Below are 25394 nucleotides of genomic sequence, written 5' to 3'. Positions count from 1 at the left end.
GGGGTGGCCGGCGTCGGCGGAACGCTGCCAGGCGCGCTCCGCCGGGGTGCGACGCCCCGCGACGTACCGCCGTATCGGTTCCGACTGATCATCGGCCCCGCCGATGGGTCGGGCCGGACCCCGAGTACTGTGCCGATCCGACTCACGGGAAGGGGCTCTCTCATGCCGGTCCGGATCGAGCGCCGGCGTCATGTCACCACCGTCGTCCTCTCCCGCCCCGAGGTCCGTAACGCGGTGGACGGTCCGACGGCCGTCGAACTCGCGGCCGCCTTCCGGGAGTTCGAGGCGGACGACGAGGCGCGCGTAGCGGTGCTGTGGGGTGAGGGCGGCACGTTCTGTGCGGGTGCCGATCTCAAGGCGCTCGGCGGCGACCGTGGGAATCGGGTCGCCGAGGACGGCGACGGCCCGATGGGCCCGACCCGGCTGCGGCTCTCCAAGCCGGTCATCGCCGCGGTCGCCGGGCACGCCGTGGCCGGTGGCCTTGAGCTGGCGCTCTGGTGCGATCTGCGGGTCGCCGAACAGGACGCCGTCTTCGGGGTCTTCTGCCGCCGCTGGGGCGTGCCGCTCATCGACGGCGGCACGGTACGGCTGCCCCGGCTGATCGGCACGAGCCGCGCCATGGACCTGATCCTCACGGGACGGGCGGTGCCGGCCACCGAGGCCTACGAGATGGGCCTCGCCAACCGCCTCGTACCGACCGGCACCGCCCGCGCCGCGGCCGAGGAACTGGCCGCCACCATCGCCCGGTTCCCGCAGGAGTGCCTGCGCGCAGACCGTGCGTCCGTGTTCGACCAGGAGGGGCTGGACGAGCCGGGCGCGCTGCGCTCGGAACTCCGGCACGGCATGGGGGTGTTGGCGCAGAGCCTGGAGGGAGCGGCACGGTTCGCCGCGGGGGCGGGGCGACACGGGGCTTTCGAGGATCTGTGAGCTGCAGGGCCGTCAGTCTCTGGGCGACCGAGGCGGCCCGGGGTGACTCGCACACCTGACCCCCGCTCCACCGGGTGCAGCACGGTGCCCACGGTCGGACGGCCGTCGTGGTGGCGTATGCCTCCCGTAGATCACCGCACGCCGGCCTGCCGCCGGGGCCGCGCGCGGCGTCAAGCGAGGGACCGGCGGGCGGAGTTCACCGGAGAATGCCCGAAGCCGGTCGAAAGCGTCGCCGGGGTGGCACGATCCGGTCGCCCGCCCTGGTACGAACACCTGTGCCCGATACGGCAGGATGGGCCATCGCGTCGGACTTGGGGGAAGGTTGGCCGGCGCCCCGGCACATCGCGGACATCGAGCAGGTGACAACGTGACGAAACTTCACATCCGGCCGTCGGCGGAGTATTTCGCCGTCGCTTCTTGTACCGGAGGTGACCGGTGAAGCGGGATCTCACCATGGATGACCTGGTCATTGCCGGGATCGCCGTGGCCGCGGGGCTGCTGGCGGCATTTCTGCTCCGGATGTTGCTGCGCTGGCTGGGCAAGCATGCCGATCGGACCCGCTGGAGCGGTGACGATCTGATCGTGGACGTGCTGCGGACCGTGGTGCCGTGGGCGGCGTTCCTCGGCGGCGCGGCCTCCGCGGGGGCGGCGCTGCCGCTGACGAAGACGGTTCAGCACAACGTCAATCAGATCCTGACCGTGCTGCTCATCTTCGTCGTGACGCTGGCGGCGGCCCGCGGCATCGCCGGTGTGATGCGGACGGTCACCCAGTCCCGCCCCGGTGTGGCCGGTTCAGCCACGATCTTCGTCAACATCACCCGGATCCTGGTCCTGGCCATCGGCTTCCTGGTGGTGCTCCAGACCCTGGGCATCTCCATAGCGCCCCTGCTCACCGCCCTGGGCGTCGGCGGTCTGGCGGTCGCGCTCGCCCTTCAGGACACGCTCGCCAACCTCTTCGCGGGCATCCACATCCTCGCCTCCAAGACCGTCCAGCCCGGCGACTACATCCGGCTGAGCAGTGGTGAGGAGGGCTACGTCGAGGACATCAACTGGCGCCAGACGACTGTGCGCAACCTGTCCAACAACCTGGTCGTGATCCCCAACGGGGAGCTCGCCAAGACGAACATGACCAACTTCATGCGCCCCGAGCAGGAGTTGACGATCCTGCTCCAGGTCGGCGTCGCCTACGACAGTGATCTGGAGCAGGTCGAGCGGGTGACCAACGAGGTCATCGCTGAGGTGATGACCGAGGTCGAGGGCGCCCTCCCGGACCACGAGCCGATCATCCGTTTCCACACCTTCGGCGACTCCCGGATCGGCTTCACCGTCATCCTGGGCGTCGGTGAGTTCAGCGACCAGTACCGGATCAAGCACGAGTTCATCAAGCGCCTGCACAAGCGCTACCGCCAGGAGGGCATCCGTATCCCGGCGCCCGCCAGGACGGTGGCGCTCCAGCAGGGCTCTGTGGCGATCCCGCAGCAGCGCGGCCCGGAGAACGAGCCGGGCGAAGCCCCGTCCGCCCGGCTCGACTGACACGTCAGAGCGTGGCCGAGTTGTCGTGGTGGTGGCCGTTGCGCCGCCTGTTCGGACTGGCCGACGGCGCCGTCACGGGGTTGACCGTCCAGTCCGGGTGGCCCGGCATCCGCGGCGTCTTCGTGCTGTAGAGCCACTCCCGCAGGAAGCCCGACAGATCCTGCCCGGACACCTCGCAGGCGACGGCGATGTAGTCCTCGGTCGAGGCCGACGCGTCGCGGTACCGCGCGAGGAAGGCGCGCTCGATCGCGTGGAAGGCGTCCTCGCCGACCGCCTGCCGCAGGGCGTACAGGACGAGGACGCCGCCCAGGTAGCGCTGGGAGTCGAAGAGGTTGACGGCGTTCGGCGCGGCCACCGGTCCGGAGGTGGCACGCCACTGGTCACCCTTGGCGTAGGTGTCCTTCATCCGCGCTTCCATGGTGGTCATGCCGAGCGAGTCGGGCCAGCCGCGCTCGTAGCGGTACAGCAGCCCGTAGAAGTCGGCGTGGCCCTCGTTCAGCCAGAGGTCGGACCAGGTGGCGGGGCTGACGCTGTTGCCGAAGTAGGAATGGACCAGCTCGTGCATCATGTGCGAGCCGATCTTCGACTCCTCCTGGAGGAGGTACTTCGGCCGGTAAATGGTGAGCGTCTGGGTCTCCAGGCCGGTGAAGCCGAAGGGTTCCGCGAGGTCGGAGTTGCAGGGAAGCAGGCCGTACGTCTCGAAGGGGTAGGCCCCGAGGCGCCGCTCGACCCACTCGACCAGGGCCGGGGTGAGCGCCAGCGCCGGTTCCAGTGCGGCGGCCCGCGCGGTCGGTACGACGTCCCTCAGCGGCAGCCCGTGCGGGCCCTGCCGGTCCTTGATCACATAGTCGCCGACGGTGATCTGCACGATCTCCGTGGCGATCGGCGAGCGGGAGCGGTAGGTGTACGCGGTCCGGTCGCCGTCGAGGGTCTCGGTGCGTACGAGCTGCCCGCTCGCGACGCCGCGCAGGCCCGTGGGGACGGTGAGGCGGAAGGTGAAGTCGGCCTTGTCGAGCGGGTGGTCGTTGCAGGGGAAGACGGTGTGCGCGGAGTCCGGCTGGCAGGCCACCGCGAAGCCGTCCGGGGTGGGGACCCAGCCGGTGTGCGGGAGGCTGCGGCGCGGGTCGGCGCCGTACTCCACACAGACCGTGACCCTGGCCTTCGCCGGCAGGGTGGCGGCCGGTGTGATCCGCAGCTTCTCCCCCGCCTGCTCGAAGGTCGCCACGCGCCCACCGACGCGGACGGCGCGGATGTCCAGGCCGAGGGCGTCCAGGGAGAACCGCGTCAGGGACTGGGTGGTGCGGATGCGCAGGGTCGCGGTGGCGTCGACGAGCCGGGTCGTCGCGTCGTAGGCGAGATCGAGGTGGTACGCCGAGACGCGGTAGCCGTCGTTGCCGAGGGCGGGGTAGACGGGGTCACCGAGGGTCTCGGGGCCGGGGGTGCCGCTCCTGCCCCCGGTGGCGTGGGCCGAGGGTGCCACGGTCAGGGCCGCGGCTGTGCCTATCAGGGCGGCCGGGGCTGTCACTCTCGTGCGATATCTCATGGTCTGCTTTCGCTCGGGCGGCCGGGTGGTCAGGTCCGGCCATCGCCTCGGATGAGTGATCCACCTGCAGGACCGCCGAAGCGCGGGCGGAGGTTGCACTTCCGGCCGAAACTCGTGTCCGGCTCGTCCCGCCCGAGTGCGGACCCCTGTCGAGTGAGGGGGGATCACGAGATATCTTGATGTCGAGCAATGTTGCAGACGTGGAGCGGAGCACCCGGTGACTGACTCGACCATCATCTATACGCACACTGACGAGGCCCCGGCCCTGGCGACGTATTCCTTCCTGCCGGTGGTCCAGGCGTACGCCTCGCAGGCGGGTGTCGCCGTCCAGACGCGGGACATCTCGCTGGCCGGCCGCATCATCGCGGTGTTCCCGGAGTACCTAGCCGAGGACCAGCGCATCCCGGACGCCCTCGCCGAGCTCGGTGAGCTCGCGAAGACGCCCGCGGCCAACATCATCAAGCTGCCGAACATCTCGGCGTCGATCCCCCAGCTGAAGGCGGCCATCGCCGAGCTGCAGGGCCAGGGCTATGCGCTGCCGAACTACCCGGACGACCCGAAGACCGACGAGGAGCGGGACGTCCAGGCCCGCTACGACAAGATCAAGGGCTCCGCGGTCAACCCGGTCCTGCGTGAGGGCAACTCCGACCGCCGCGCCCCCGCCTCGGTCAAGAACTACGCCAAGACCCACCCGCACCGCATGGGCGCCTGGACCGCCGAGTCCAAGACGAACGTGGCGACGATGGGCGGGAACGACTTCGCCAGCACCGAGAAGTCCGTGGTGATCCCCGAGGACACCACCCTCCGCTTCGAGCTGGTCGGCGCCGACGGCTCCACCACCGCCCTGCGCGCGCCGCTGAAGGTCATCGCCGGCGAGGTCGTCGACGCCGCCGTGATGCGGGCCGCCGCGCTCAACGAGTTCCTCGCCGCGCAGGTCGCCCGTGCCAAGGCGGACGGCGTGCTGTTCTCCGTGCACCTGAAGGCCACGATGATGAAGGTCTCCGACCCGATCATCTTCGGTCACGTGGTGCGCGCCTTCTTCCCGAAGACCTTCGAGCAGTACGGCGCGGCGCTGGCCGCCGCCGGCCTGTCCCCGAACGACGGTCTCGGCGGCATCCTCAAGGGCCTGGAGGCGCTGCCCGAGGGCGACGCGATCAAGGCGTCCTTCGACGCCGAGCTCGCCGAGGGTCCGGCCCTGGCGATGGTCGACTCCGACAAGGGCATCACCAACCTGCACGTCCCCTCGGACGTCATCGTCGACGCCTCCATGCCGGCCATGATCCGCACCTCCGGCCACATGTGGGGCCCGGACGGCCAGGAGGCCGACACCCTCGCGGTGCTGCCGGACCACTCCTACTCCGGCGTCTACCAGGCCGTGATCGAGGACTGCCGCGCGAACGGCGCCTTCGACCCGTCCACCATGGGCTCGGTGCCGAACGTCGGTCTGATGGCGCAGAAGGCCGAGGAGTACGGCTCCCACGACAAGACCTTCGAGATCCCGGCCGACGGCACCGTCCGCCTGGTCGACGAGGCCGGCAACGTCGTCCTGGAGCAGGCCGTCGCCGCCGGTGACATCTTCCGCGCCTGCCAGACCAAGGACGCCCCGATCCGCGACTGGGTCAAGCTGGCTGTGACCCGCGCCCGCGCCACCGGCGACCCGGCGGTGTTCTGGCTGGACGAGAACCGCGGTCACGACGCCGTGATCATCGAGAAGGTCAAGCAGTACCTGCCGGAGCACGACACCGAGGGCCTGGACATCAAGATCCTCAGCCCGGTCGAGGCCACCAAGCTCTCCATCGAGCGCATCCGCCGCGGCGAGAACACGATCTCGGTCACGGGCAACGTCCTGCGTGACTACCTGACCGACCTCTTCCCCATCCTGGAGCTGGGCACCAGCGCCAAGATGCTGTCGGTCGTCCCGCTGATGGCGGGCGGCGGTCTGTTCGAGACGGGCGCCGGCGGCTCCGCGCCGAAGCACGTCCAGCAGCTGCTCAAGGAGGACTACCTGCGCTGGGACTCCCTCGGTGAGTTCTTCGCGCTGGTGCCGTCCCTGGAGCAGTACGCGACGGCCACCGGCAACCCGAAGGCCAAGGTCCTCGCCGACACCCTCGACCGCGCCACGGCGACCTTCCTCAACGAGGACAAGTCCCCGACCCGTCGCGTCGGCGGCATCGACAACCGCGGCAGCCACTTCTATCTGTCCCTGTACTGGGCGCAGGAGCTGGCCGCCCAGACCGAGAACGCGGACCTGGCGAAGGCCTTCGCCCCGCTCGCCGAGACGCTCGCGTCGAACGAGCAGAAGATCGTCGACGAGCTGCTCGCCGTCCAGGGCAAGCCGGCCGACATCGGCGGCTACTACCAGCCCGACCCGGCCAAGGCCGCCGCGGTCATGCGCCCGTCGGCGACCTGGAACGAGGCGCTGGCGTCCCTGAGCTGAAGCGTGCGCTGACTGACTGAAGGGCCGGCACCCTCGCGGTGCCGGCCCTTCGGCTCACCGGACGATCTCGTTCAGCCCTGGGAAGGAGGGCCGGCTGCGCCGACGTCGCGCTGCCGAGCACCGCCCGCGCCGAACCGAGGCAACGGCAACCGAGTTCGCCCCTGACATGCTGTTTGGCGGCAGGTCCTATCTGACCTTCAGCGACACCAGCGCGGACCTGCACATCGAGTTCCGTGCACGGCCGCGTTGTCAGTGCCGTCCGCTACCTTCGGGGCCATGTCGATCACCGCACACCTGCGCGACTCGGTGAGGCTGCCGGGTGGAAGAGCACTGGTCAATGGCTTCGCCCTGGAGCACCGCGGTGGCAGGGCGCCGCGCGCTCTGCTGCACCACGGGCACGAGCTGGAGCTCTATGACCTGTACGAGGTCTTCGACGGGGAGTCGGCACCGGCCGCCGTCTTTCCGCTGCCCTGGCCCGGTTGGGACCGCGGCGTTCATTCCGTGGGTCCCGATGGGGAGTTCGCCGTGTTCTCGGGGCAGCGTGCGGTGCGGGCCGTGGGTGTCGGTGGGGAGACGCTGTGGGAGTACCGGCACGGCTGCTGGGGGCCCGAGATCGGCCACCCGCACAGCGGGGACGAGCAGGAAGTGTGCCGTGGCCTTGAGCACGGATCGTGCCGGGTCTCTGACGACGGCCGGCTGGTCTGGGCGCATGTCGTGCTGGAGCCGGAAGAGGGCGCTTGGCAGGAGTGCTGGGCCGTCCTCGACGCCCGGGACGGACGCGAGCTGGCCCGCCTGCCGCTGGACAGCGCCGCCGCCGGCTCGCACCAGCTCTCCCATCCGGACGGTGCGCACATGGGCCTGTGCATCGGCATGGGGCAGGACGGCATCCTGATCCACTGGGCGCGCTGGGACGGCGTAAAGCTGACCAGCCGGGACAACCAGGGGACCATGGACCGCATCCTGACGGACGTCCACCCGGCGCATCCGGGCTTCCTGACGGTCGAGCACTACGGCACGGACCTGCGCCTGCACGCCCTGGACGGCACCGTGCTCGCCGAGCGGGAACCCGAGGAAGCGGACTGCTGGGACTACGGCTGCGGCTTTGTCGACGCCGACACCGTCATCGCCTCTACCGTCGAGTCCGACGAGGACCCGGACCTGGCCCGCCACTGGCTCCTCGATGCCGCCACCCTGGCGATACGCGGGACGGTCACCTACCCCTCGGGATCGGTCGACAGTTACGTATCGCCCCTCGGCGACGGCACCTGGCTCACCTACGACGACGGGACCGAGACGCTCAACCGCTGGGTGGTGCAGTAATAATCGCTTGCGCGCCGCGCCCGCGCTCACCATCGTGAGCCCCGTGAGCGACGACACACCCCAGCGGTGGACTCAGGCCAGCGTCTACCCCGACATGTGGGCGGACCCCGACGAGGATCCCCGCGACAATGACGGTCCAGGTCCGGACGGTGAGTTGGCGACGTACCAGTCCGTCCTGCGGGACTTCCGGCTGACCCTGGAGATGAAGTGCCAGGGGCTGGACCCGGAGCAGCTGGCGCGCCGCTCGGTGCCGCCGTCGACCATGTCCCTGCTCGGTCTGGTCCGCCATCTCGCCGAGGTCGAGCGGGACTGGCGCAACTGGATCGTGCCGGGCGACCCGGAACCAAAGCTCTACGGCGCCCGTGACGCCGACTTCGACGACGTCGCCGCGGAACAGGCCCTGGTCGACGGTGCGTTCGCCGACCTCGCCCGCGAACAGACGGCGACGGACACGGTACTGACCGGCTATCCCGACCTGGCCACCCGGGTCGGCAAGGACAGCAACTCCATCCGCGAACTGTGGGTCCACCGCATCGAGGAGTACGCCCGCCACTGCGGCCACGCGGATCTGCTGCGCGAGTGCGTCGACGGCCGGGTGGGGCAGTAACGACCAGGCGTTGTCAGTGCCATGTGGCACCTTGATCATCCAGTACGTCGACGACAACGCCCCGGAGCCCGCCCATGAACTTCGCCCTCTCCCCCGGTGCCGAACACTCCCCCGTGATCCTGCATGTCCCGCACTCCTCGCGGGAGATACCGGACGACGTGCGGGACGGCATCGTGCTGGACGATGTGGCGCTGGAGCGGGAGCTCGATCACATCACCGACTCGCACACCGCGCGGATCGCCGGTGAGGCGGCGCAGGCGGCTGCCCTGAGACCCTGGGTGTTCGCCAACCGGCTGTCCCGGCTCGTCGTCGACCCCGAGCGGTTCCCCGACGAGCGGGAGGAGATGCTCGCCGTCGGCATGGGCGCCGTATACACGCGGACCACGCACAAAGAGGTGCTGCGGGATGAGGGCGGCGATCCCGAGCCGCTGCTCGCGCGGTACTTCCGGCCGTACGCGCAGGCCATGAGCGATGCCGTCGCGGGACGGCTCGCCGCCACCGGGCGGGCCGTGATCGTCGATGTGCACTCCTATCCGAGCGCCCCCTTGCCTTACGAGCTGCACGGCGACGGCCCCCGGCCGACCGTCTGCCTCGGTACCGACTCCTTTCACACGCCCCCCGGGCTGCTCGCCGCGGCCCGCGAGGCCTTCGCGGACTGCGGGGACATCGGGCTCGACAGTCCCTTCAGCGGGACGTATGTGCCGCTGGAGTTCTACGGGACCGATCCGCGCGTGAGTGCCCTGATGGTGGAGATACGTCGGGACATCTACATGACCGAGCCCGGTGGACCCGCGGGGCCCGGGCTCACCCGCCTCGCCTCCGCCCTCGCGCGGCTCGTCGACGCGCTGCCCGGGTGAGAGCCTGTGTCACATCCCCGGCCGGATCAGCGCGCGACGTCTGTTGGGTGCGAGCGTGCGTGCGTGCCAGACGACGTGCGCCCGGCCGGGGATGTGACACAGGCCCTGGTCTCCGGCTGATGGTCGCTCGGTGACTCAGGCGCGCAGCCACTCCGTGACGACTACCTCCCCGCCGGTCCGCAGCCGCAGCGCGAAGGGGCCGGTGGGCGGGGCGTCGGTGGTGAAGCGGCCCATGGCGTCCGCCGTGAGGGGCGCCGCCGACTGAGGGCCGCTGAGCACCTCGATCCGGGCCGGCTGGGGCGGCAGCACCTGCCCCATCAGGCCCTGACCGGTCACCTCGACGTCGACGGTGACCTCGCCTGCGCGGAAGGTCAGCATCCGCGGGACGTCCGTTGCTCCCCGTACGGGGATGGCGTCCACCACCGAGTCGAAGGTCAGCTCGGCGATCCGGGCGTCGAGGTCGTGCAGCACGTAGGCGTCGACGGCGATCCGGCTCAGTTCCGCCGGCACCGGGTCCAGGATGGCGGCGGCCCGCCGGAGTTCCTCCTCCAGCAGGGCGCCGTCGAAGCCGTCCTCGTCGAACTCCTCCAACTCGTCGTTCATGTCGTCGTCGTTCACAGCGCTCCCCGTGCGTCTAGTCGGGCCCTCAGGCGGCGCAGACAGCGCTGGCGCAGCGGCCCGATGCTGCCCACGGCGATGCCCAGCGCGGCGGACACCTCCTGGTAGCTGGGCGGCGGTGTGGACATCAGCACGCGCAGCAACTGACGGCAGCGATCGCCGAGTTCCTCGAACTCCTGCCACAGCCGCCGGACGCGTTCGCTCTGGGCGGCCGCCTCCTCGGAGTCCAGCAGCGACTCCTCGGGCGTACGGTCCTCGCTGACCCGGTCCAGCAGTTGCGGGTCGTCCGTCGGTGTCAGCCGCCTCAGGCTCTTCAGGACCTTCAGGCTCTCGTGCCGGGCGGTGCTCGCGAGCCACGACCCGGCCTTGTCCGGTTCACGGATACGGCCCAGATGCTGGGCGAAGCGGAACCAGACGGTCTGGTACACCTCGTGCGCGTCGGCGTCGGAGAGCCGGTGCGCGCGCACCACCGACCACACCAGCGGGCTCAGCCCTTCCACGAGCGCCTTCCAGGCCGCCGCGTCACCGTCGACGGCGGACTGGACGAGCGCGCCGACATCTGCACGATCCACGGCCCCACCCCTCGTGTACGGCAAGTCATCGTACGCCGCGGAGGGGGCGGTTCCGACCCTCATGCGGGAGGAGTGAGGGGCACGACGGGGACCGGGCGCCAGGTGGGCGGGCGCAGCGCCGGCACATGCGCCCCGCGCACCTCCGCGAACTCGGTGTTCGCGGCGAGCAGTTGCGTCCGGGCGGTGCGCGGGTCGGTCTCCTTGTGCGCGGTCATATGGGCGGCGACCATGCCGGCGACCACGGGCGTGGCGAATGAGGTGCCGCTCCAGTGCGCGAACCCCTCGAACATCACCTGGTCCGGCTTGCCGGAAGTGGTCGCGGCCGGCTCCTCGCTCAACAGGCCGATGTGCCTGGGCGACTGGCAGGTGCACACATAGGCGAAGCCGTAGCGGCAGGCGTCGTACGTGGAGTGCTGGTACACGTAGGGGACGGGCACGTCGAAGCCGGTCAGCGAGCTGGTGAGGCGCTCGCCGGGGGCGTAGGCCTTCACCCAGGCGCCGTGGTTGCTGAAGCAGGCGCCGTACTCGCCGTCCCCGCGCAGCGCGCCGATCGACAGCACGGAATCGGCGTAGTCGGGGAGGTCGGCGTAGGCCGCGGGCCAGAAGGGTGTGGCGCTGGCGTTGTTGCCGGCGGCGGCGACCAGCAGGGTGCGCTGGGTGCGCAGTTCCTGCATGAAGGCGTCGAGGCCGAGCAGTCCGTCGCTGCGGCCGTTGGAGGTGCCGGCGGACAGGCTGAGGATCTCCGGCCAGCCACCGCGGTCGACGGCCTCGAAGAGCTTGTCGCCGAACTCGGACTCCAGGATGGCCCCGGCGTCGTTGAGGGTGTTGCGGACGGTGATCTCGGTGTTGGGGGCCACGGCGGCGACGAGTCCGGCGATGAACGTGCCGTGTCCGACGTACTGCTGGAGGATCCCGTTGTCGTCGCACTCCTTGATCTGCGCGTCGCCGTCGGTGTGCGCGAGCAGGGGGTAGGAGCGGTAGTCCTTCATCAGACCGGTGTCGATGACGAGGACGCCGACGGCGGTGTCCGCGTCGTAGAGACCTTCGGCCGCCGAGGGGTTGGGCGGCTGGGTGAGCGGGGCCGGTACGGGCTCGTCGCCCGGGCAGGCGTTGACGGCGATGGACACCACATGGTTACGGCTGACCAGGCGGCGTCCGGCCCGGCCCTCCGCGGTGCGCAGGGCCCTGAGCGCGCCGGCGACGGCCCGGTCGCCGCGCCGGTCACCGTGGCCGGGGTCGCCGACCTGGATCCGGGTGATGCCGGAGCGGTTGGTCTCCGGGCTCGCCCGGCGCACATGGTCGGCGGTGAGACCGGTGAACGCGGTGAAGTGCTCGCGTACGGTGTCCTCGACGACGCGGGCCTCCTCGCCGTCCCGGGCCAGCACGACGCCCTTCTCGTAGAAGAACTCGGCGGAGTCGTCCGGCCCCATCGCCAACGGGATGTCGGGCATGGAGCGTTGGATCTGGTCGAACTGTTCGTGGAATCGCTGAGGTGCCATGGCGTGTCCTCCCCCTGAGGCCGACAGTCGTCAGACAGAGCCTCGGAGCCGTCGATTGATACAGCGCCAAACCTGTATGGCAGGCAAGGGGGAGCACTACCATCCGTGGAGTGACAGCGGGAAGCGACTCGGTTCTCGAACTGCTGCCGAAGGTGTTCGCCGCGCCCGGTGAGGCTCTGGCCGGGGCGGAAGAGGTGCTCGGCGCCGATCCCTCACCGTTGCACGCCTCGATCGCCCATCAGGTGATCGGCATCTGGCAGCGGGACTTCGGCGATCTGCGGCTCGCGCTCGCCCATCTGCGGCGGGCCCGCGATCTCGCGGCGCGCGCGGACTCCGCGGACCGGGAGGCGGACGTGCTGGGCACGCTCGGCGTGGCGCTGGTGCACGCGGGCCGCACCCGACAGGGGCTCGCCGCGTTCGAGCGGGGTGTCGCCCGCGGCACGGGACACACCCGGGCGCGGGTGCTGTACCGGCGGGCGTACGTCTGGTGGGTGCTCGGGCATCACCGCGAGGCGCTGGAGGACGTACGGCGGGCGATCCCGGTGCTGCGGCAGGCGGATGACGTCATCTGGACGGCGCGGGCGCTGACCCTGCGCGCCACGGTGCATCTGGCGCTGGGCGCGGTGGAGCGGGCGGACGCGGACTTCACGGCGGCCGAGGCGCTGTGGGACACCACGGGCCAGGAGCACGACAAGGCGGACGCCGTGGAGAGCCGGGGCCTGGCCGCGTTCCGGTCCGGGGACATCCCGGCGGCGCTGCGGCTGCTGGACGAGGCCGAGGAGCGGTACGCCAAGCTCGGCACGCCGACGTTCATGCTCGACATCCGGCGCTGCGAGGTGCTGATGGCCGCCGGTCTCGCCCCGGAGGCGCTCGCCGAGGCGGACGCGGCGATAGGGGTGCTCGACGAGATCGGCGGGCAGTCCACCCGCAAGGCGGAGCTGCTGCTCGTCGCCGCGCGGGCGGCCCGGCTCGCGGGCGATCCGCACACCGCCCTGGCGCGCGCGGCGCTGGCGGTACGGCTGTTCGCCGGGCAGCGGCGCACCTGGTGGGAGACGCACGCCCGGCTGGTGCTGATCGAGGCGCGGCTAGTCACCGGACGCGCCTCGGGGCGGCTGGTCGCGGACGCCGCCGGGGTCGCCGAACGGCTGGCCTCCTTCGGTGCTCCGGCCGCGCCCGAGGCCTCGCTGCTCGCGGGCCGGATCGCGCTCGCGCTGGGCTGGCGCGCGGACGCCGAACAGCACTTGGGGATCGCCGCCCGCAGCAGGCACGCCGGACCGCCGCTCGCGCGGATGACCGGCTGGGCGGCGCAGGCGCTGCGGGCGCGGGCCGCCGGGTCCGGGCGCGGGGTCCTGGAGGCGTGCCGACGCGGCCTGGACGTGCTCGACGACCACCGTACGACGCTGGGCGCCTCCGAACTCCGGGCGCGGGCCACCGCACAGGGCGCCGAACTCGCCGCGCTGGCACAGCGGGTGAGCCTGGACTCCGGGGGGCCGCGACGGCTGCTGGTGTGGAGCGAGCGCTGGCGGGCCACGGTGCTGACCGCCCCGCCGACCCGGCCGCCCGCCGATCCCGCCCTGCAGAGCGGACTCACGGCGTTCCGGGAGATCGCGGCCCGAGCGGAGGCCGCCCGTATGGAAGGCCGGCCGGTGCCCGCCCTGGAGCGCGAACAGCGCCGACTGGAACGGGAGATACGCTCGCGGACCCTGCACATGCGCGGGGAGGCCCCCGGCGACGGCGACCGCTTCGACCCGGCGCGGTTGCTGAAACGGCTCGGCGACGACACCCGGCTCGCCGAGCTGGTCGTGGTGGACGGGCGGGTGCAGGTGCTGCTGTGCGGGCAGGGGCGGATACGGCGGTACGAGGCCGGGCTGCTGGCCGACGCGGAGACGGAGGCCGAGCATGTGCAGGCCGGGCTGCGGCGGCTGGCCCACCCGGGCGCCGAGGGACGGCTCCCGGTGGTGGAGGCGGCGGGTCGGCGGCTTGAGGAGCTGCTGCTGGGCCCGGCGGCCGAACACCTGGGCAGCGGCCCTGTGGTGGTCGTGCCGCCCGGCCGGCTGCACCGGGTGCCGTGGTCGCTGCTGCCGTCGCTGCGGGAGCGGGTGGTCAGCGTGTCGCCCTCGGCGAGCAGTTGGCTGCGCGCCCGGGAGACCGAGCCGCCGCCGGGCGGCCGCCAGGTGCTGGTGCGTGGTCCCGGCCTGGCCACCGGGGGCGCGGAGGTGCCCGAGCTCGCCGACCGGTATGGCACGCCGACGCTGCTGGAGGACGACCACGCGAGCGTGCCGCGCGTGCTGGAGGAGCTGGACGGGGCCGCGCTGGCACATATCGCCGCGCACGGTACCTTCCGGGCGGACAGCCCGCTGTTCTCCTCGCTGCGGATGGCCGACGGCCCGCTGATCGTGCACGACTTCGAACGCCTCGACCGCAGCCCCTACCGCATCATCCTCCCCTGCTGCGACACGGCCCGCTTCGCCTCGGTCGGCGCCGATGAACTCCTCGGCCTGGTCACCGCGTTGCTCCCGCTCGGCACGGCAGGGGTCGTGGCGGCCAGCGCACCGGTCAACGACGCCGCGGTGGTCCCGCTGATGGTCGCGCTGCACAAGGGCCTGAGCGCCGGGCTGTCCCTGGCCGAGGCGCTCCGTGACGCCCGCGCCGCGGTGCCCGGCGACGCCGTGCACCAGGCGACGGGGTGGGCGTTCTCCGCGTTCGGGGCGGCCTGAGAGCGCCCGTCACGCGGGCTGCGCCTCCGGCAGTTCCACCAGCCACGTCAGCGCGCCCCGGTCGCTCGCGCCGAGGCGGGCGTACGCACTGTAGAGGTGGTTGCCGACCGTGCGGACGGACAGGGTGAGGCGTTCGGCGATCTGGCGGTTGCTGAGGCCTGCCGCGGCCAGCGTGACGATCTGGCGTTGGCGGGCGGTGAGTTCGCCGAGGACCAGGCCGGACAGGGCGGGGGTGCGGGCGCCCTGGCAGCGGCGGGCGAGGGCCACGGCACGGGTGCGGGAGGTGCGGGCCGCCCGGGGGTCGCGGTGGGCGCGTACGGCCTGGGCGTGCGCCTCGGCCGCGTACAGCAGCAGCCCGCGCTCCTTGAGCGCCTCGGCGGCCCGGTCCAGCGCGGGACCGTCACCACGCGCGAGCGCGTCGGCATGCTGCGCGAAGACTCCGTCGAGCCGTCCTGCGGCACGCTCGGGCGCGCCGAGGCGTACGGCGTCGTAGGGCTCCACGGTCGCCAGCGCGGCGTCGATGTCACCGCGCGCGACGGCCGGCCAGCCGTTCCTGGCGTCGTCGGCCACGGCTGTCACCTCGCCCGACTGCGCCACCGCGAGGGCGAGTTCATCGCGGCAGTGCCGGTCCTCCGGCGCGTCCCGCAGGCCCTCCCTGGCCCACGCCTCGGCCTCCCGAAGCCGCCCGCCGATCCGCGCGAACCGGGCGCGTACGGCCGCGTATCCGGCCGGGACCCGCGCCCCTTCGTCCACCAGCCACTCCCCCACGGGCGCCGACACCGCCCGTACGTCGGCCTGTCGGACACTGCGTGCCAACGCGGCCGCCTCGGCGTCGAGGGCCGCCGCGCACTGGTCCGGGGTACGGGCGAGTCGCCTCGCCCGGAGCCGGCCGGCCGCGGCCCGCAGCACCGGGCCGTGCAGGGGGTGGGCGAGACGGACGGTGCCCTGGTCGTCGATGCGGATCAGTGCATCGGCTTCCAGGCGTTCGAGGACCCACAGGTCGAAGAGGTCCATGTCCAGGGCGAGGGGTTCGCCGAAGGCGAGGCGTTCGAGGGTCTCGCGCTCCTCGGGATGGGCGCGCTCCAGGACGTGCGCGGCGCGCTCGCGCACGGTCGCCGTCAGCGGCAGCGGGCCCCGCCAGGCCCAGGTGTCCGCGTCCGGGACCCGGGTGAGCATTCCGCGCTCGCGCACCGCGCCCAACAGGTCGCGCAGCAGCCGTAGATCCCCTTGGCACAGGCGGTGCAGCCGGTTCACGGTGAGCGGATCGAGGCCACCGCCGAGCAGGTGTGCCGTCTCCTCGGGGGGCAACGGGTCCAGGAGGAGGCGGGGCAGCAGTTCGCCGGTCCACAGCCGGGAGATCGCGCCGGGCGCGGGGACGCCGTCGGTGGCGGCGACGACCAGCAGGCGGGTGCGGCCCTGTACGGCCAGCTGGTGGACCAGGGCGGCGGAGGCGTCGTCGAGGAGGTGTGCGTCGTCGATGATCAACAGGCGTACGGAGGACAGGAGTTGTACGGCCCGGTGCAGGGTGACCCCTTCGGGCAGCAGATGCGCGAAGGCGGCGAAGGGGATCGTGCGGGCCTCGGGTGTGCCGGCCACCTTGGCGCAGTCGGTGCCACGGGTGGCCTCCGCGACGAGCCGGGTCTTGCCGCAGCCCGCGGACCCGGTCACCACGATGCCGTGCCGGCCGGCCGCCAGGGACCGGCGGATCAGCTCGACTTCGCTGTCCCGTCCGGTGAACGGCCAGGGCAGCTCCAGGGTCTTCGCATCCCGTTCGAATGTCATCACACCTACAAGAGCCCCCCTACTCATCCCTGATACAGGGCGACTTGAGTAGCCCCCGACTCAGGCGCCAGGACGCCGCCGACGGCAACCTTGGCGCATGACCGCTCGCTACTGCTCCCTCGCACAGCAGTCGGCCCCGCTTCCGGCACCGGGGCTGACCGCCGAGCGGCAGCGCGCGATCGTCGGGGGACGCCGGATGTGGGTCAACAACACGGTCCTGCACTACTACTTCTTCGACGGCGACAGCGACGCGTCCGTGATTCCCGTACCGGGGACCGGGGGGTCCCGGCGGGTGTCGTGGGTCGGCTCGAAGGAGCAGCAGGACGTGGTGCGCGAGTGCTTCCAGGAGTGGCGGGGCCTTGGCATCGGGGTGTCGTTCACCGAGGTCTTCGACCGCTCGGAAGCCGAGTTGCGGATCGGGTTCCAGCTGGGTGACGGTTCGTGGTCGACCGTGGGCAAGGACGCGCTCCAGGTCGGTCAGAACGAACGCACCATGAACTTCGGCTGGGACCTGACCGTGCCTTCGGAGCGCGGGACGGCGCTGCACGAGATCGGGCACGCGCTCGGCATGCTGCACGAGCACCAGAGCCCGTTCGCCGGCATCCACTGGGACGACGAGGCCGTCTTCGCGGATCTCGCGGGTCCGCCGAACTTCTGGAGCCGGGAGACGACGTCCTTCAACATCCTGCGCAAGCTGGACCCGGACGAGGTCAACGGCTCCGTCTGGGACCCCCAGTCGATCATGGAGTACCCCTTCGAGGCGGGGCTCATCCTGGAGCCTGAGCAGTTCCGCGCGGGTCTGAACCCGCCCGGCACGCTCTCCCCCGCCGACAAGGAGTTCGTCCTGCGCTGGTACCCGCCGGCCGGCCCTCCTCGGCCGCCCGCGCTGGTGCCGTTCCGCTCGGCGCCGATCGGTCTCGGCCCGGGCGAACAGGCCGACTTCGTCGTCGAGCCGCCGGAGACCCGTGAGTACACGGTGGGCACCTTCGGCGACAGCGACACCGTCGTGGTCGTCTTCGAGGAGCGGGACGGCGAACCCCGCTACCTCACCGGCCAGGACGACGGGGGCACGGCCGGCAACGCCACGATCAGGGCCCATCTCGTCAAGGGCCGCCGCTACTTCGTCCGTGTGCGCCTGTACTCCACCTGGGGGTCGGGGGAAACCGCGGTGATGTGCTGGTAACGGCACGGGTACAGCCGCACGCGGGCGGACGGACCACCAGTCCGGCGCCGGGGGAGTGGCCGAGAGACGTCGCCTTCGGGGGAGGGTGACGTCTCTCGGCCGCGTCGCTGTCCGTGGCGACGGACAGCTTCGCTCAGTGCAGCTCCGCCCGTGCGGGGCTGTCGTCCAGGAAGCCCCCCGACTGGTGCTGCCACAGCTTCGCGTAGGCGCCGTCCGAGGCGAGCAGTTCCTGGTGGGTGCCCTGTTCGACGATCCGTCCGCGGTCGAGGACGACGAGTCGGTCCATGGTGGCGACCGTGCTCAGCCGGTGTGCCACCACGAGCGCCGTCCGCCCCTCCATCAGCCGCCACAGCGCCTCCTGGACCAGGATCTCGCTCTCGGAGTCCAGGGCACTGGTCGCCTCGTCGAGCAGCAGGATCGGCGCGTCGCGCAGGATCGCCCGGGCGAGGGCGACGCGTTGGCGCTGTCCGCCGGAGAGCTTGATTCCGCGTTCGCCGACCATGGTGTCGAAACCGTCGGGCAGCGCGTCGGCGAACGCCGTGACGTGAGCCGCCTCGGCCGCGCGGCGGATCTCGGCGTCCGTGGCGTCCGGCCGGGCGAACGCGATGTTCTCGCGCAGCGTGCGGTGGAACATCGCCGGGTCCTGCGGTACGTAGGCGATCAGGCTGCGCAGGTCGGCCTGGCGCAGCTTGCTGATGTCCTGGCCGCCGAGCAGGATCCGGCCGGCGTCGATGTCCGCCATCCGCAGCAGCAGCCGGGTGAGCGTGGTCTTGCCGCCGCCGGACCGCCCGACCAGGCCGACCCTGGTGCCGCAGGGCACCGTCAGGTCGAGGCCCTCGAACAGCGGCTCGGCGCCGCCGTGGGCGAAGGTCACCTGCTCGAAGCGGACGTCGGCCGGCCCGGACGGCAGCGGTTCGGGCACCGGCGGGTCGAGCACGGTCGGCGGTGTCAGCAGTAGTTCGGTGAACTGGGCGGCCTCCGTCATCGAGCTCTCCAGACGGCGGTAGATCTGGTTGAACTCGAACATGATCCGCGTGGCGTTGGCGTAGTACGTGAAGGCGACCACCACCGCCTCCACACCGTGGTCGCCGCCGCCGAGTGCGACCGCGAGCAGCAGGCCCAGCGCGTTGGTCAGGACGGACATCGGCGCGACCAGGGTGTCGATGCGCAGATTGCCGTAGTCCCAGGACCGCAGGGTGAGGCGGCGGGACACCGCGACGCGGGAGCGGTGCTCGGCGGCCTCGCGTTCCTCGGCGGCGAACGCCCGGACCGTGTCCATGTTCATCAGGCTGTCGGCGACATGGCCCGACACCCGGGCGATGGCCTCCTCCCGCCGTCCGACGAGTACCTGGCGGCGCCGGATGAGCGGCACCGCGCACACCGCCGTCAGCGCGATCATCGCCAGGAGCCCGACGACGAGCAGCGGCTCGTAGCGCCACAGCACCACCGCGCCGAAGGCCAGCGGCACCAGGCTGCCCACGATCTGGAACGTCAGCGTGTCGACGAACTGCTCGAAGCGGGTGGCGAAGCTCAGGACACGCTTGGTCAGCGATCCGGCGAAGTTGTCGTGGAAGAACGCGGCGTCCTTGGCGAACAGTTCGTCCACGCCGATCACGTACAGGTGCTCGATGCCGAGGGCGTCGAGGCGGTTCAGGCAGTGCAGGGCGACGCGCCACAGCGCCTCCGCGAGCAGCAGGACCCCGGCGAAGCCGAGGACGTACGGCAGCGTCGAGGCGACGGTGACGTCCGTGTCGTCGGCGAGGTCGCCGACGAGCTTGGCGACGATCAGCGGCGCGATGTAGTTGAGTCCGATGTTGCCCAGCGCGGACAGCAGCATCGCGGGCGCGGTCAGCCGGCGAAGCCGGGCCAGCTCCTGTCGGTAGTAACGAAGTACGAGGAGCACCGAGCCCCTGCGCGGCGGGACCTTGCGTAATTCAGGCGTTTCCATCCCCACCCCCCGAGTAGCACGGCAGTGTCCCGCGGCGGCGACCGCGCAGTCCAAGCGTTTTCCGGCTGATTGATACCGATGGACCGTCAGTTCACGACTGCTGCAAGGGCATTGACGTAGAAACCGCTTGCTACCTACGGTCTCAACCGGAATCGCGGACATCATTCGGTATTTCGAATATCCAGAAGGAGTCGAAGCGGGATGCGTACGCAGCGAAGACTCGGATGGGCGGCGCTCGCCGCGGCGACCACCGCGGCACTGGCCGCCGGAGTGCTCACCGCCCCGGCCGCCCACACCGCGGAGGACCCCGTGGAGATCGTGGTGAACGGGGACCACGTGCGCGCCGACAACGTCAACGGGCTGACCTACAAGGGCCTCGGGCTGCTCAGCTGCAACAGCACGAGCAATCTGCTGATGGACTACAAGGCCGAGCAGCCCGAGCGGTACTGGCAGCTCATCAGGGAGTTGTTCGGCGGCCGGAACCCGCTGATCAACCACGTGAAGATCGAGATGGGTTCGGACACGAACACCTCGACCGGCGCCGACCCGGCGACGATGCGCACGGCGGACGAGCACGCCGACGCCTCCCGCTCCCCCGGTTTCCAGCTGGCCGCCGACGCCAAGACGGTCAACCCGGACCTCAAGGTCTCGATCCTGCGCTGGGTGATGCCCCGGTGGGTCCAGACCGAGTGGAACAAGGGCACCGGCTCGGACGAGATGTACAAGTGGTACAAGGAGACGATCCTCGACGCGTACGAGAAGTACGGCTACATGGTCGACTACGTGAATCCGGACACCAATGAGACGCGGAATCCGGACGTGTCGTTCATCAAGTGGTACAAGAAGGCGCTCACCAGCGACAACGACTTCGCTGATCCGCGGTACGGCCTGCCCGCGGACAAGCGGCAGGAGGCCGCTCGGGCCTATCGCAACATCAAGATCGTCGCGTCCGACGAGAACACCACGAAGAACATCGGGCCCGCCCTGCTCACGGACGCCGAACTCTTCGGCATGGTCGACGCGGTGGGCTACCACTACACCACCGACGACCGGCTCGACGGCTCCCCCGACAGCGCGACCTACCAGCCGTACACCAAGCTGGCGACCGGCGACAACACGTACCAGCAGGACAAGGAGGTCTGGTACAGCGAGGGCGTCGGCTCCTTCGGCCGGACCGACTACCGCGTCCGCAACACCGAGGGCCCGGGCGGCGCGAGCACCGGGATCGGCGGTGTGCAGAGCGCCCTCGACCTCGCGAACCGCTCCGTGAAGGGCTACGCCAACTCCAAGCGGACGCACTACGTCTTCCAGCCGGCGATCGGCGCCTTCTACGAGGGCGCGCAGTACAGCCACAAGGAGCTGGTGAGCGCCCGCGACCCGTGGTCGGGCCACCTCCACTACGACGCCGCCCTGTATGTGATGCAGCACTTCACCCAGTTCGCGAAGACGGGCTGGGAGAACGACACCAACACCAAGGGCATCTGGCGCACGGTGCCCGAGGCCAGCTACAGCGGGGTCAGCGGCACGGAGAACGTGGACGGCTCGAACGGGGCGCCCAGCTACATGACGCTCGCCGACCCCGCCCTCAAGGACTTCTCCACGGTCGTCGTCAACGACAGTGACAGGGCCAGGACTTACCGCATCAAGGCCGAGAACATGCGCCTGGGTGATCCCGCCCTGGAGGTGTGGGAGACCCGCGCGGCCGACCCCGGACAGGCCTACGACGCGAACTTCAAGCACCTGGCCGACGAACTCCGCCCCGACGACGACGGCTTCTACACCTACACGGTGCGGCCGCGGTCGATCACCACCCTGACGACGCTCGACCGCAGCGACGACGAGGAGACCCTGCGACGCCTGCCCGAGTCCGGCCGGCGCACGGTCCTGGACACGGACACGACCGGCAAGGCGCACGACACCCGTGACTCCGTCCTCTACGCCGACGACTTCGACTACGAGGAGGAAGGGAAGGTCCGGGTCGGCACGGACAACGGCGCGCGCCGGACGGCACAGCCGTATCTGAAGTCCCGTGGCAACCAGCCGCGTTACCTCGTCGACCAGACCGGCGCCTGGGAGGTCGGCCGCGACGCGAACGGCGACCACGTCCTCTACCAGTACATGGACCAGTCCATGAAGGACACGGGCGCCTGGAACAGGAACACCCCGAACACCACGGTCGGAGACTTCCGCTGGGAGAACTACCGGGCCTCCGTCGACATCTCGTTCCCGGACCCCGCGGGCGGACGCGCCACACTGGGCGTGCGCCAGCAGAAGGGCATGGCTGCGACGGATGCCGCGTACAGCGTGGGCATCGGCCCGGACGGCGCATGGACGTTGTACGACTACGGCACCGCGGTCGCGCACGGCACGGTCGCCGCGTCCGACGGCTACCGGCTGGCGGTCGAGGCGAAGGGCGCGACGATCACCGCCTACGTCGACGGCACGGCCGTCGCCACGTACCGGGACGCGACCGCCGAGACGCAGGGCCGCGTCAAGCTCGGCACCGACTTCCACCGGACGGCCTTCGACAACCTGAAGGTCGAGAAGATCGACGGATACACGCCCTACGCCACCACGCTGCTCGACAGCATGGACAGCTCGGTCGCCCACGAGGGCGCCTGGAGCAGGAAGGCCTCACTCGGCGACGCCATGGACTGGTACCGGTCCACGTCGACGAGCACGACCGCCGGCGCGTCCGTCACGGTCCCGTTCAGCGGCACGGGCATCGACGTCATCGGCGGGAACGACGGCAGCGCCGTGCTCGACGTCCACATCGACGGCAAGCCCGTCGCCAAGGACGCGACCACCACCGCGACCGCCAAGCGCCAGGCGACGTACACGCTGCGCGGACTGCCCGACGGCAGACACACGGCGACGTTCGTCCTGAAGTCCGGGAAGCTCGTCGTCGACGCCTTCCGCTCGCTCTCCGCGGACGTGGACGGGACCGTGGACACCTCCCCGGTCCGCTCCGCCCTGGAGGCGATCGGCAACCCGGCGCAGGACGACTACACGGCCGACTCCTGGGCCCTGTTCGACACCGCGCGCTCGGCCGCGAAGGCCGCGGTGAGGGGGCAGAAGGGCCTCGACGTCATCGGCGTCGAGCAGCTCACGCACCGGCTGGACCTGGCCCACGCCGGTCTGGTGCGCCGGTAGAAGCAGCCGGCGGGCCTGCCGTCTCCGGCAGACCCGCCGGCGTGCAAGTTGTGTGCAGGAGGCTCCGTAATATTTCGGGGTACAGCCACTCATTGCGGCGCCCCACGGATACCATCCAGCCGGCCTGGGATCGAGCGCCGCCCGCACCGTCGACCGGGCGGCCCAGTACGGCTGCCGGGCCCTGCCGTACAGCCGCCCACCGCCGGCTGGCGCCGCCGCGCCTCGGACGCCTCGCCCCGCTCCTCGGTCGGCGCGCGGGAGCCGGTCTCGGCCATCGCGCTCCAAGCGGAGCTCATTCGCCGTAGCGGGCAGCCGCGGCCGAAGCCGAGCGCGCCGCCCGGGCCGCTTCGGCGGGCTCGCCGCACTCGACCGCGTCGAAGGCGGCCGTCGCGCAGAGCCGCTGCCACGGGCCGTCGGCGATCTCCCGTGGGCCCCACCTGCACCCCGAAACCGCCGAGCGACCGGATCCGCAGTGCGAGCATGCGCGACCGCCTTCGCAGCCGATACTTCGAATCCACGCCCGGGGACATCCCCCGCGCGCTCTCGCACCTGCTCCGGAGCAGGCCGGTATCGCCACCCGCGACGTGCGCGTCTTACCCTCTGTTATGAGGGCGGGCGGTGGCCGGCCTCTCGACTGACGCCCGCCTCGTTGAGAGGAGGCGGACATGAAAGCGTCAGTACGACGGTCCGCGATCTTCGCCGGCGCGGCGGCCCTGCTGGTGGCGGCCGTGGGCGTGCCGGGCGGTGCCCAGGCCGTGGCCCCGGCCGGTGAGGAAGACGGTGAGCTCAAGTTCGGCTACGTGCTGCCGGAGACCGGGCAGCTCGCCTTCCTCGGACCGCCGCAGATCGAGTCGTTGAAGTTCGCGATCCAGACGATGAACGATGCGGGCGGCGTCCTCGGCAAGCCGGTCCCGGCCGTGGTCTCCGGAGACGAGGCCGGTCAGGAAGCCGTCGCGGCCCAGTCGGCCGACCGGGTCCTCGCCGCCGGCGTGGACACGATCATCGGCGCGGCGGCCTCCGGGATGTCCCTGGCGTTCATCGACCGGGTGACCGGAGCCGGCGTGGTCCAGTGCTCGGGTTCGAACACGGCACCCACCTTCACCGACTACGACGACGGCGGCTTCTACTTCCGCACCGCCCCGAGCGACGTACTGCAGGCGCCGGTCCTGGCAGACGTCATCCGCGGAGACGGCCACGACCGGGTGGCCCTGATCGGGCGGGCCGACGACTACGGGCGCGGCCTGCTGGAGTCCACCGAGAAGGAGCTGGAGGACGACGGTGCGACCGTGGCGCTCGCGGAGACCTACGACCCGAAGGCGACCAACTTCGACCAGATCGTGCAGAAGGTGAAGGACTCCAGGCCGGAGGCGGTCGTGGTGATCGCGTTCGAGGAGGGCGCACAGGTGCTGCAGGCCCTGATCGAGGCAGGGCTGGGTCCTGACCGGGTCGGCGTGTACGGCGCCGACGGCCTGCGCAGCGAGGAACTGCCCTCGCTGGTCGCTCCCGGCAACCCGCAGCGACTCGCCGGGATGAAGGGGACGGCCCCCGCGTCGGCGACCAACGCGCAGTACGTGAAGGACCTGAAGAAGTTCGCGCCCGACCTGAAGGAGCTGCAGTTCGCGCCGCAGGTCTTCGACTGTGCGATGACCGTCGCCCTCGCGGCGGAGCAGGCGAAGTCCGACAACCCCGAGAAGTTCGCGGAGGAAATGGTCGGTATCACCAAGGACGGGGAGAAGTGCAACACGTTCGCCGCGTGCAAGGAACTGATCGCGGACGGGCGCGACATCGACTACGACGGAGTGAGCGGTCCGCTCGACTTCACCGACGACGGTGAACCGGGCCGGGCCACGATCGAGGTGTACGCCTACGACGACCAGGGGAAGCTGCAGACCGTCCGCACCGAGGAGAGCACCGCCCAGGAGTGAGAGAGGGGGTTCACCCGAGCCGAGCGGGGTCAACGGACGCGGGCGAGGGTTCCCAGGTAGAGCTCGATCACCTTCTCGTCGTGCAGCAGCCCCGAACCCGTACCGGTGTACGCGTTCCGGCCCTGGTCCAGAACGTACCCGCGGTGGCAGATCTGCAGGCATCTGCGGGCGTTCTGTTCGACCATGAGCACGGCGACGCCCGCGCCGTTGATCCCCTTCACTCGCTCGAACACGAGATCCTGATGAGCCGGGGACAGTCCCGCGGACGGCTCGTCGAGCAGCAGCAGCCGCGGCTCCATCATCAGCGCCCGTGCCATGGCGAGCATCTGCCGCTCGCCGCCCGACATCGAGCCGGCCTTCTGCTTGCGGCGGGCGGCCAGCACCGGGAAGAGTTCCTCCAACTCCGCGGCCCGCCGGGCGAAGTCCTTGGGCCGCAGATAGATCCCCATCCGCAGGTTCTCCTCGACGGTCAGCGCCGGGAACACGTTCTGCAGTTGGGGTACATACCCCACGCCCCGGCGGACCTGTTCGTGCGCCGGCCGGTTGGTGACGTCCTCGCCGAGCAGCCGTACCGTCCCGCCCCGCACGCGCAGCAGACCGAAGACCGCCTTGATCAGGGTCGACTTGCCGGCGCCGTTGGGGCCGATCACACCGACGAGTTCGCCGGGCTCCACCCGGACACTGCATCCGCGCAACACGTCGACTCCCGGAAGGTATCCGGCGACGAGGTCTTCGGCCGTCAGCACCGGTGGGTGTTCGTCGGCGGACATCAC

Annotated in this window: 17 protein-coding genes; 10 read left to right on the top strand and 7 right to left on the bottom strand. The window is 71.1% G+C overall.

Annotated elements, in window-relative coordinates:
* Positions 1-162 precede the first annotated feature (162 nt).
* Entirely contained in the window at positions 163-927 is a 765-nt protein-coding gene (locus tag H4N64_RS03180; RefSeq protein ID WP_186280517.1) for a crotonase/enoyl-CoA hydratase family protein, read from the top strand.
* Between the two features lie 453 nt (positions 928-1380).
* Complete coding sequence (locus tag H4N64_RS03175; protein ID WP_222108440.1) at positions 1381-2460, top strand: mechanosensitive ion channel family protein; 1080 nt, start codon at positions 1381-1383, stop codon at positions 2458-2460.
* Positions 2461-2464: 4 nt separating this feature from the next.
* On the opposite strand, the gene H4N64_RS03170 is transcribed toward H4N64_RS03175, so the two are convergent.
* Positions 2465-4003 (bottom strand): M1 family metallopeptidase, encoded by a 1539-nt coding sequence (locus H4N64_RS03170; protein ID WP_186280515.1) that lies wholly within the window; start codon positions 4001-4003, stop codon positions 2465-2467.
* Positions 4004-4220: 217 nt separating this feature from the next.
* Here H4N64_RS03170 and H4N64_RS03165 point away from each other — a divergent pair, with 217 nt between their 5' ends.
* The 4 genes from H4N64_RS03165 (at position 4221) to H4N64_RS03150 (ending at position 9224) form a co-directional block, all read left to right on the top strand.
* Complete coding sequence (locus tag H4N64_RS03165) at positions 4221-6440, top strand: NADP-dependent isocitrate dehydrogenase (protein WP_186280514.1); 2220 nt, start codon at positions 4221-4223, stop codon at positions 6438-6440.
* A 276-nt stretch (positions 6441-6716) separates the two neighbouring features.
* Entirely contained in the window at positions 6717-7760 is a 1044-nt protein-coding gene (locus tag H4N64_RS03160) for a hypothetical protein (protein ID WP_186280513.1), read from the top strand.
* 43 nt (positions 7761-7803) lie between these two features.
* Positions 7804-8367 (top strand): DinB family protein, encoded by a 564-nt coding sequence (locus H4N64_RS03155; protein WP_336246621.1) that lies wholly within the window; start codon positions 7804-7806, stop codon positions 8365-8367.
* 74 nt (positions 8368-8441) lie between these two features.
* Complete coding sequence (locus H4N64_RS03150) at positions 8442-9224, top strand: N-formylglutamate amidohydrolase (protein WP_186280512.1); 783 nt, start codon at positions 8442-8444, stop codon at positions 9222-9224.
* 135 nt (positions 9225-9359) lie between these two features.
* On the opposite strand, the gene H4N64_RS03145 is transcribed toward H4N64_RS03150, so the two are convergent.
* Genes H4N64_RS03145 through H4N64_RS03135 form a run of 3 tightly spaced genes read right to left on the bottom strand, consistent with a single transcriptional unit; the run spans position 9360 to position 11913 of the window.
* Positions 9360-9827: a hypothetical protein gene (locus H4N64_RS03145; protein WP_222108486.1), complete on the bottom strand. Its 468-nt coding sequence runs from the start codon at positions 9825-9827 to the stop codon at positions 9360-9362.
* A gap of 11 nt (positions 9828-9838) precedes the next feature.
* Entirely contained in the window at positions 9839-10414 is a 576-nt protein-coding gene (locus H4N64_RS03140) for a sigma-70 family RNA polymerase sigma factor (RefSeq protein WP_186280510.1), read from the bottom strand.
* Positions 10415-10473: 59 nt separating this feature from the next.
* A complete protein-coding gene (locus tag H4N64_RS03135; protein ID WP_186280509.1) occupies positions 10474-11913 on the bottom strand; it encodes a S8/S53 family peptidase in 1440 nt (479 codons plus the stop codon).
* A gap of 110 nt (positions 11914-12023) precedes the next feature.
* Here H4N64_RS03135 and H4N64_RS03130 point away from each other — a divergent pair, with 110 nt between their 5' ends.
* Positions 12024-14630, top strand: coding sequence for a CHAT domain-containing protein (locus tag H4N64_RS03130; RefSeq protein WP_186280508.1), 2607 nt, complete (start codon positions 12024-12026; stop codon positions 14628-14630).
* Positions 14631-14639: 9 nt separating this feature from the next.
* On the opposite strand, the gene H4N64_RS03125 is transcribed toward H4N64_RS03130, so the two are convergent.
* On the bottom strand, positions 14640-16412 hold the full coding sequence (locus H4N64_RS03125) for a LuxR family transcriptional regulator AbsR2 (RefSeq protein ID WP_186280507.1): 1773 nt from the start codon (positions 16410-16412) through the stop codon (positions 14640-14642).
* A gap of 97 nt (positions 16413-16509) precedes the next feature.
* On the opposite strand from H4N64_RS03125, the gene absR1 reads away from it, so the two are divergent.
* Positions 16510-17595: a beta-glucuronidase AbsR1 gene (gene absR1, locus H4N64_RS03120; RefSeq protein WP_186280506.1), complete on the top strand. Its 1086-nt coding sequence runs from the start codon at positions 16510-16512 to the stop codon at positions 17593-17595.
* Between the two features lie 133 nt (positions 17596-17728).
* Here absR1 and H4N64_RS03115 read toward each other — a convergent pair whose 3' ends face one another.
* Entirely contained in the window at positions 17729-19543 is a 1815-nt protein-coding gene (locus H4N64_RS03115; RefSeq protein WP_186280505.1) for an ABC transporter ATP-binding protein, read from the bottom strand.
* Positions 19544-19744: 201 nt separating this feature from the next.
* Here H4N64_RS03115 and H4N64_RS03110 point away from each other — a divergent pair, with 201 nt between their 5' ends.
* Positions 19745-22696, top strand: a complete 2952-nt coding sequence (locus H4N64_RS03110; RefSeq protein ID WP_186280504.1) for a glycoside hydrolase family 30 protein — start codon at positions 19745-19747, stop codon at positions 22694-22696.
* Between the two features lie 665 nt (positions 22697-23361).
* A complete protein-coding gene (locus tag H4N64_RS03105) occupies positions 23362-24621 on the top strand; it encodes an ABC transporter substrate-binding protein (protein WP_186280503.1) in 1260 nt (419 codons plus the stop codon).
* Positions 24622-24650: 29 nt separating this feature from the next.
* Here the strand turns inward: H4N64_RS03105 and H4N64_RS03100 are convergent, their stop codons facing one another.
* Entirely contained in the window at positions 24651-25391 is a 741-nt protein-coding gene (locus H4N64_RS03100; protein ID WP_186280566.1) for an ABC transporter ATP-binding protein, read from the bottom strand.
* Positions 25392-25394 lie beyond the last annotated feature (3 nt).

The organism is Streptomyces cupreus (genome assembly GCF_014257025.1).
Classification (GTDB): domain Bacteria; phylum Actinomycetota; class Actinomycetes; order Streptomycetales; family Streptomycetaceae; genus Streptomyces; species Streptomyces cupreus.
The sequence above is the reverse complement of the archived record's forward strand: the minus strand, read 5'-3'. Positions and strand labels throughout refer to the sequence as shown.

Excerpts from the sequence above, each read along its gene's own strand:
- H4N64_RS03180 (WP_186280517.1), top strand. The coding sequence starts at position 163 with ATGCCGGTCCGGATCGAGCGCCGGCGTCATGTCACCACCGTCGTCCTC.
- H4N64_RS03175 (WP_222108440.1), top strand. The coding sequence starts at position 1,381 with ATGGATGACCTGGTCATTGCCGGGATCGCCGTGGCCGCGGGGCTGCTG.
- H4N64_RS03170 (WP_186280515.1), bottom strand. The coding sequence starts at position 4,003 with ATGAGATATCGCACGAGAGTGACAGCCCCGGCCGCCCTGATAGGCACA.
- H4N64_RS03160 (WP_186280513.1), top strand. The coding sequence starts at position 6,717 with ATGTCGATCACCGCACACCTGCGCGACTCGGTGAGGCTGCCGGGTGGA.
- H4N64_RS03150 (WP_186280512.1), top strand. The coding sequence starts at position 8,442 with ATGAACTTCGCCCTCTCCCCCGGTGCCGAACACTCCCCCGTGATCCTG.
- H4N64_RS03145 (WP_222108486.1), bottom strand. The coding sequence starts at position 9,827 with ATGAACGACGAGTTGGAGGAGTTCGACGAGGACGGCTTCGACGGCGCC.
- H4N64_RS03135 (WP_186280509.1), bottom strand. The coding sequence starts at position 11,913 with ATGGCACCTCAGCGATTCCACGAACAGTTCGACCAGATCCAACGCTCC.
- H4N64_RS03125 (WP_186280507.1), bottom strand. The coding sequence starts at position 16,412 with ATGACATTCGAACGGGATGCGAAGACCCTGGAGCTGCCCTGGCCGTTC.
- absR1 (WP_186280506.1), top strand. The coding sequence starts at position 16,510 with ATGACCGCTCGCTACTGCTCCCTCGCACAGCAGTCGGCCCCGCTTCCG.
- H4N64_RS03115 (WP_186280505.1), bottom strand. The coding sequence starts at position 19,543 with ATGGAAACGCCTGAATTACGCAAGGTCCCGCCGCGCAGGGGCTCGGTG.
- H4N64_RS03110 (WP_186280504.1), top strand. The coding sequence starts at position 19,745 with ATGCGTACGCAGCGAAGACTCGGATGGGCGGCGCTCGCCGCGGCGACC.
- H4N64_RS03105 (WP_186280503.1), top strand. The coding sequence starts at position 23,362 with ATGAAAGCGTCAGTACGACGGTCCGCGATCTTCGCCGGCGCGGCGGCC.
- H4N64_RS03100 (WP_186280566.1), bottom strand. The coding sequence starts at position 25,391 with ATGTCCGCCGACGAACACCCACCGGTGCTGACGGCCGAAGACCTCGTC.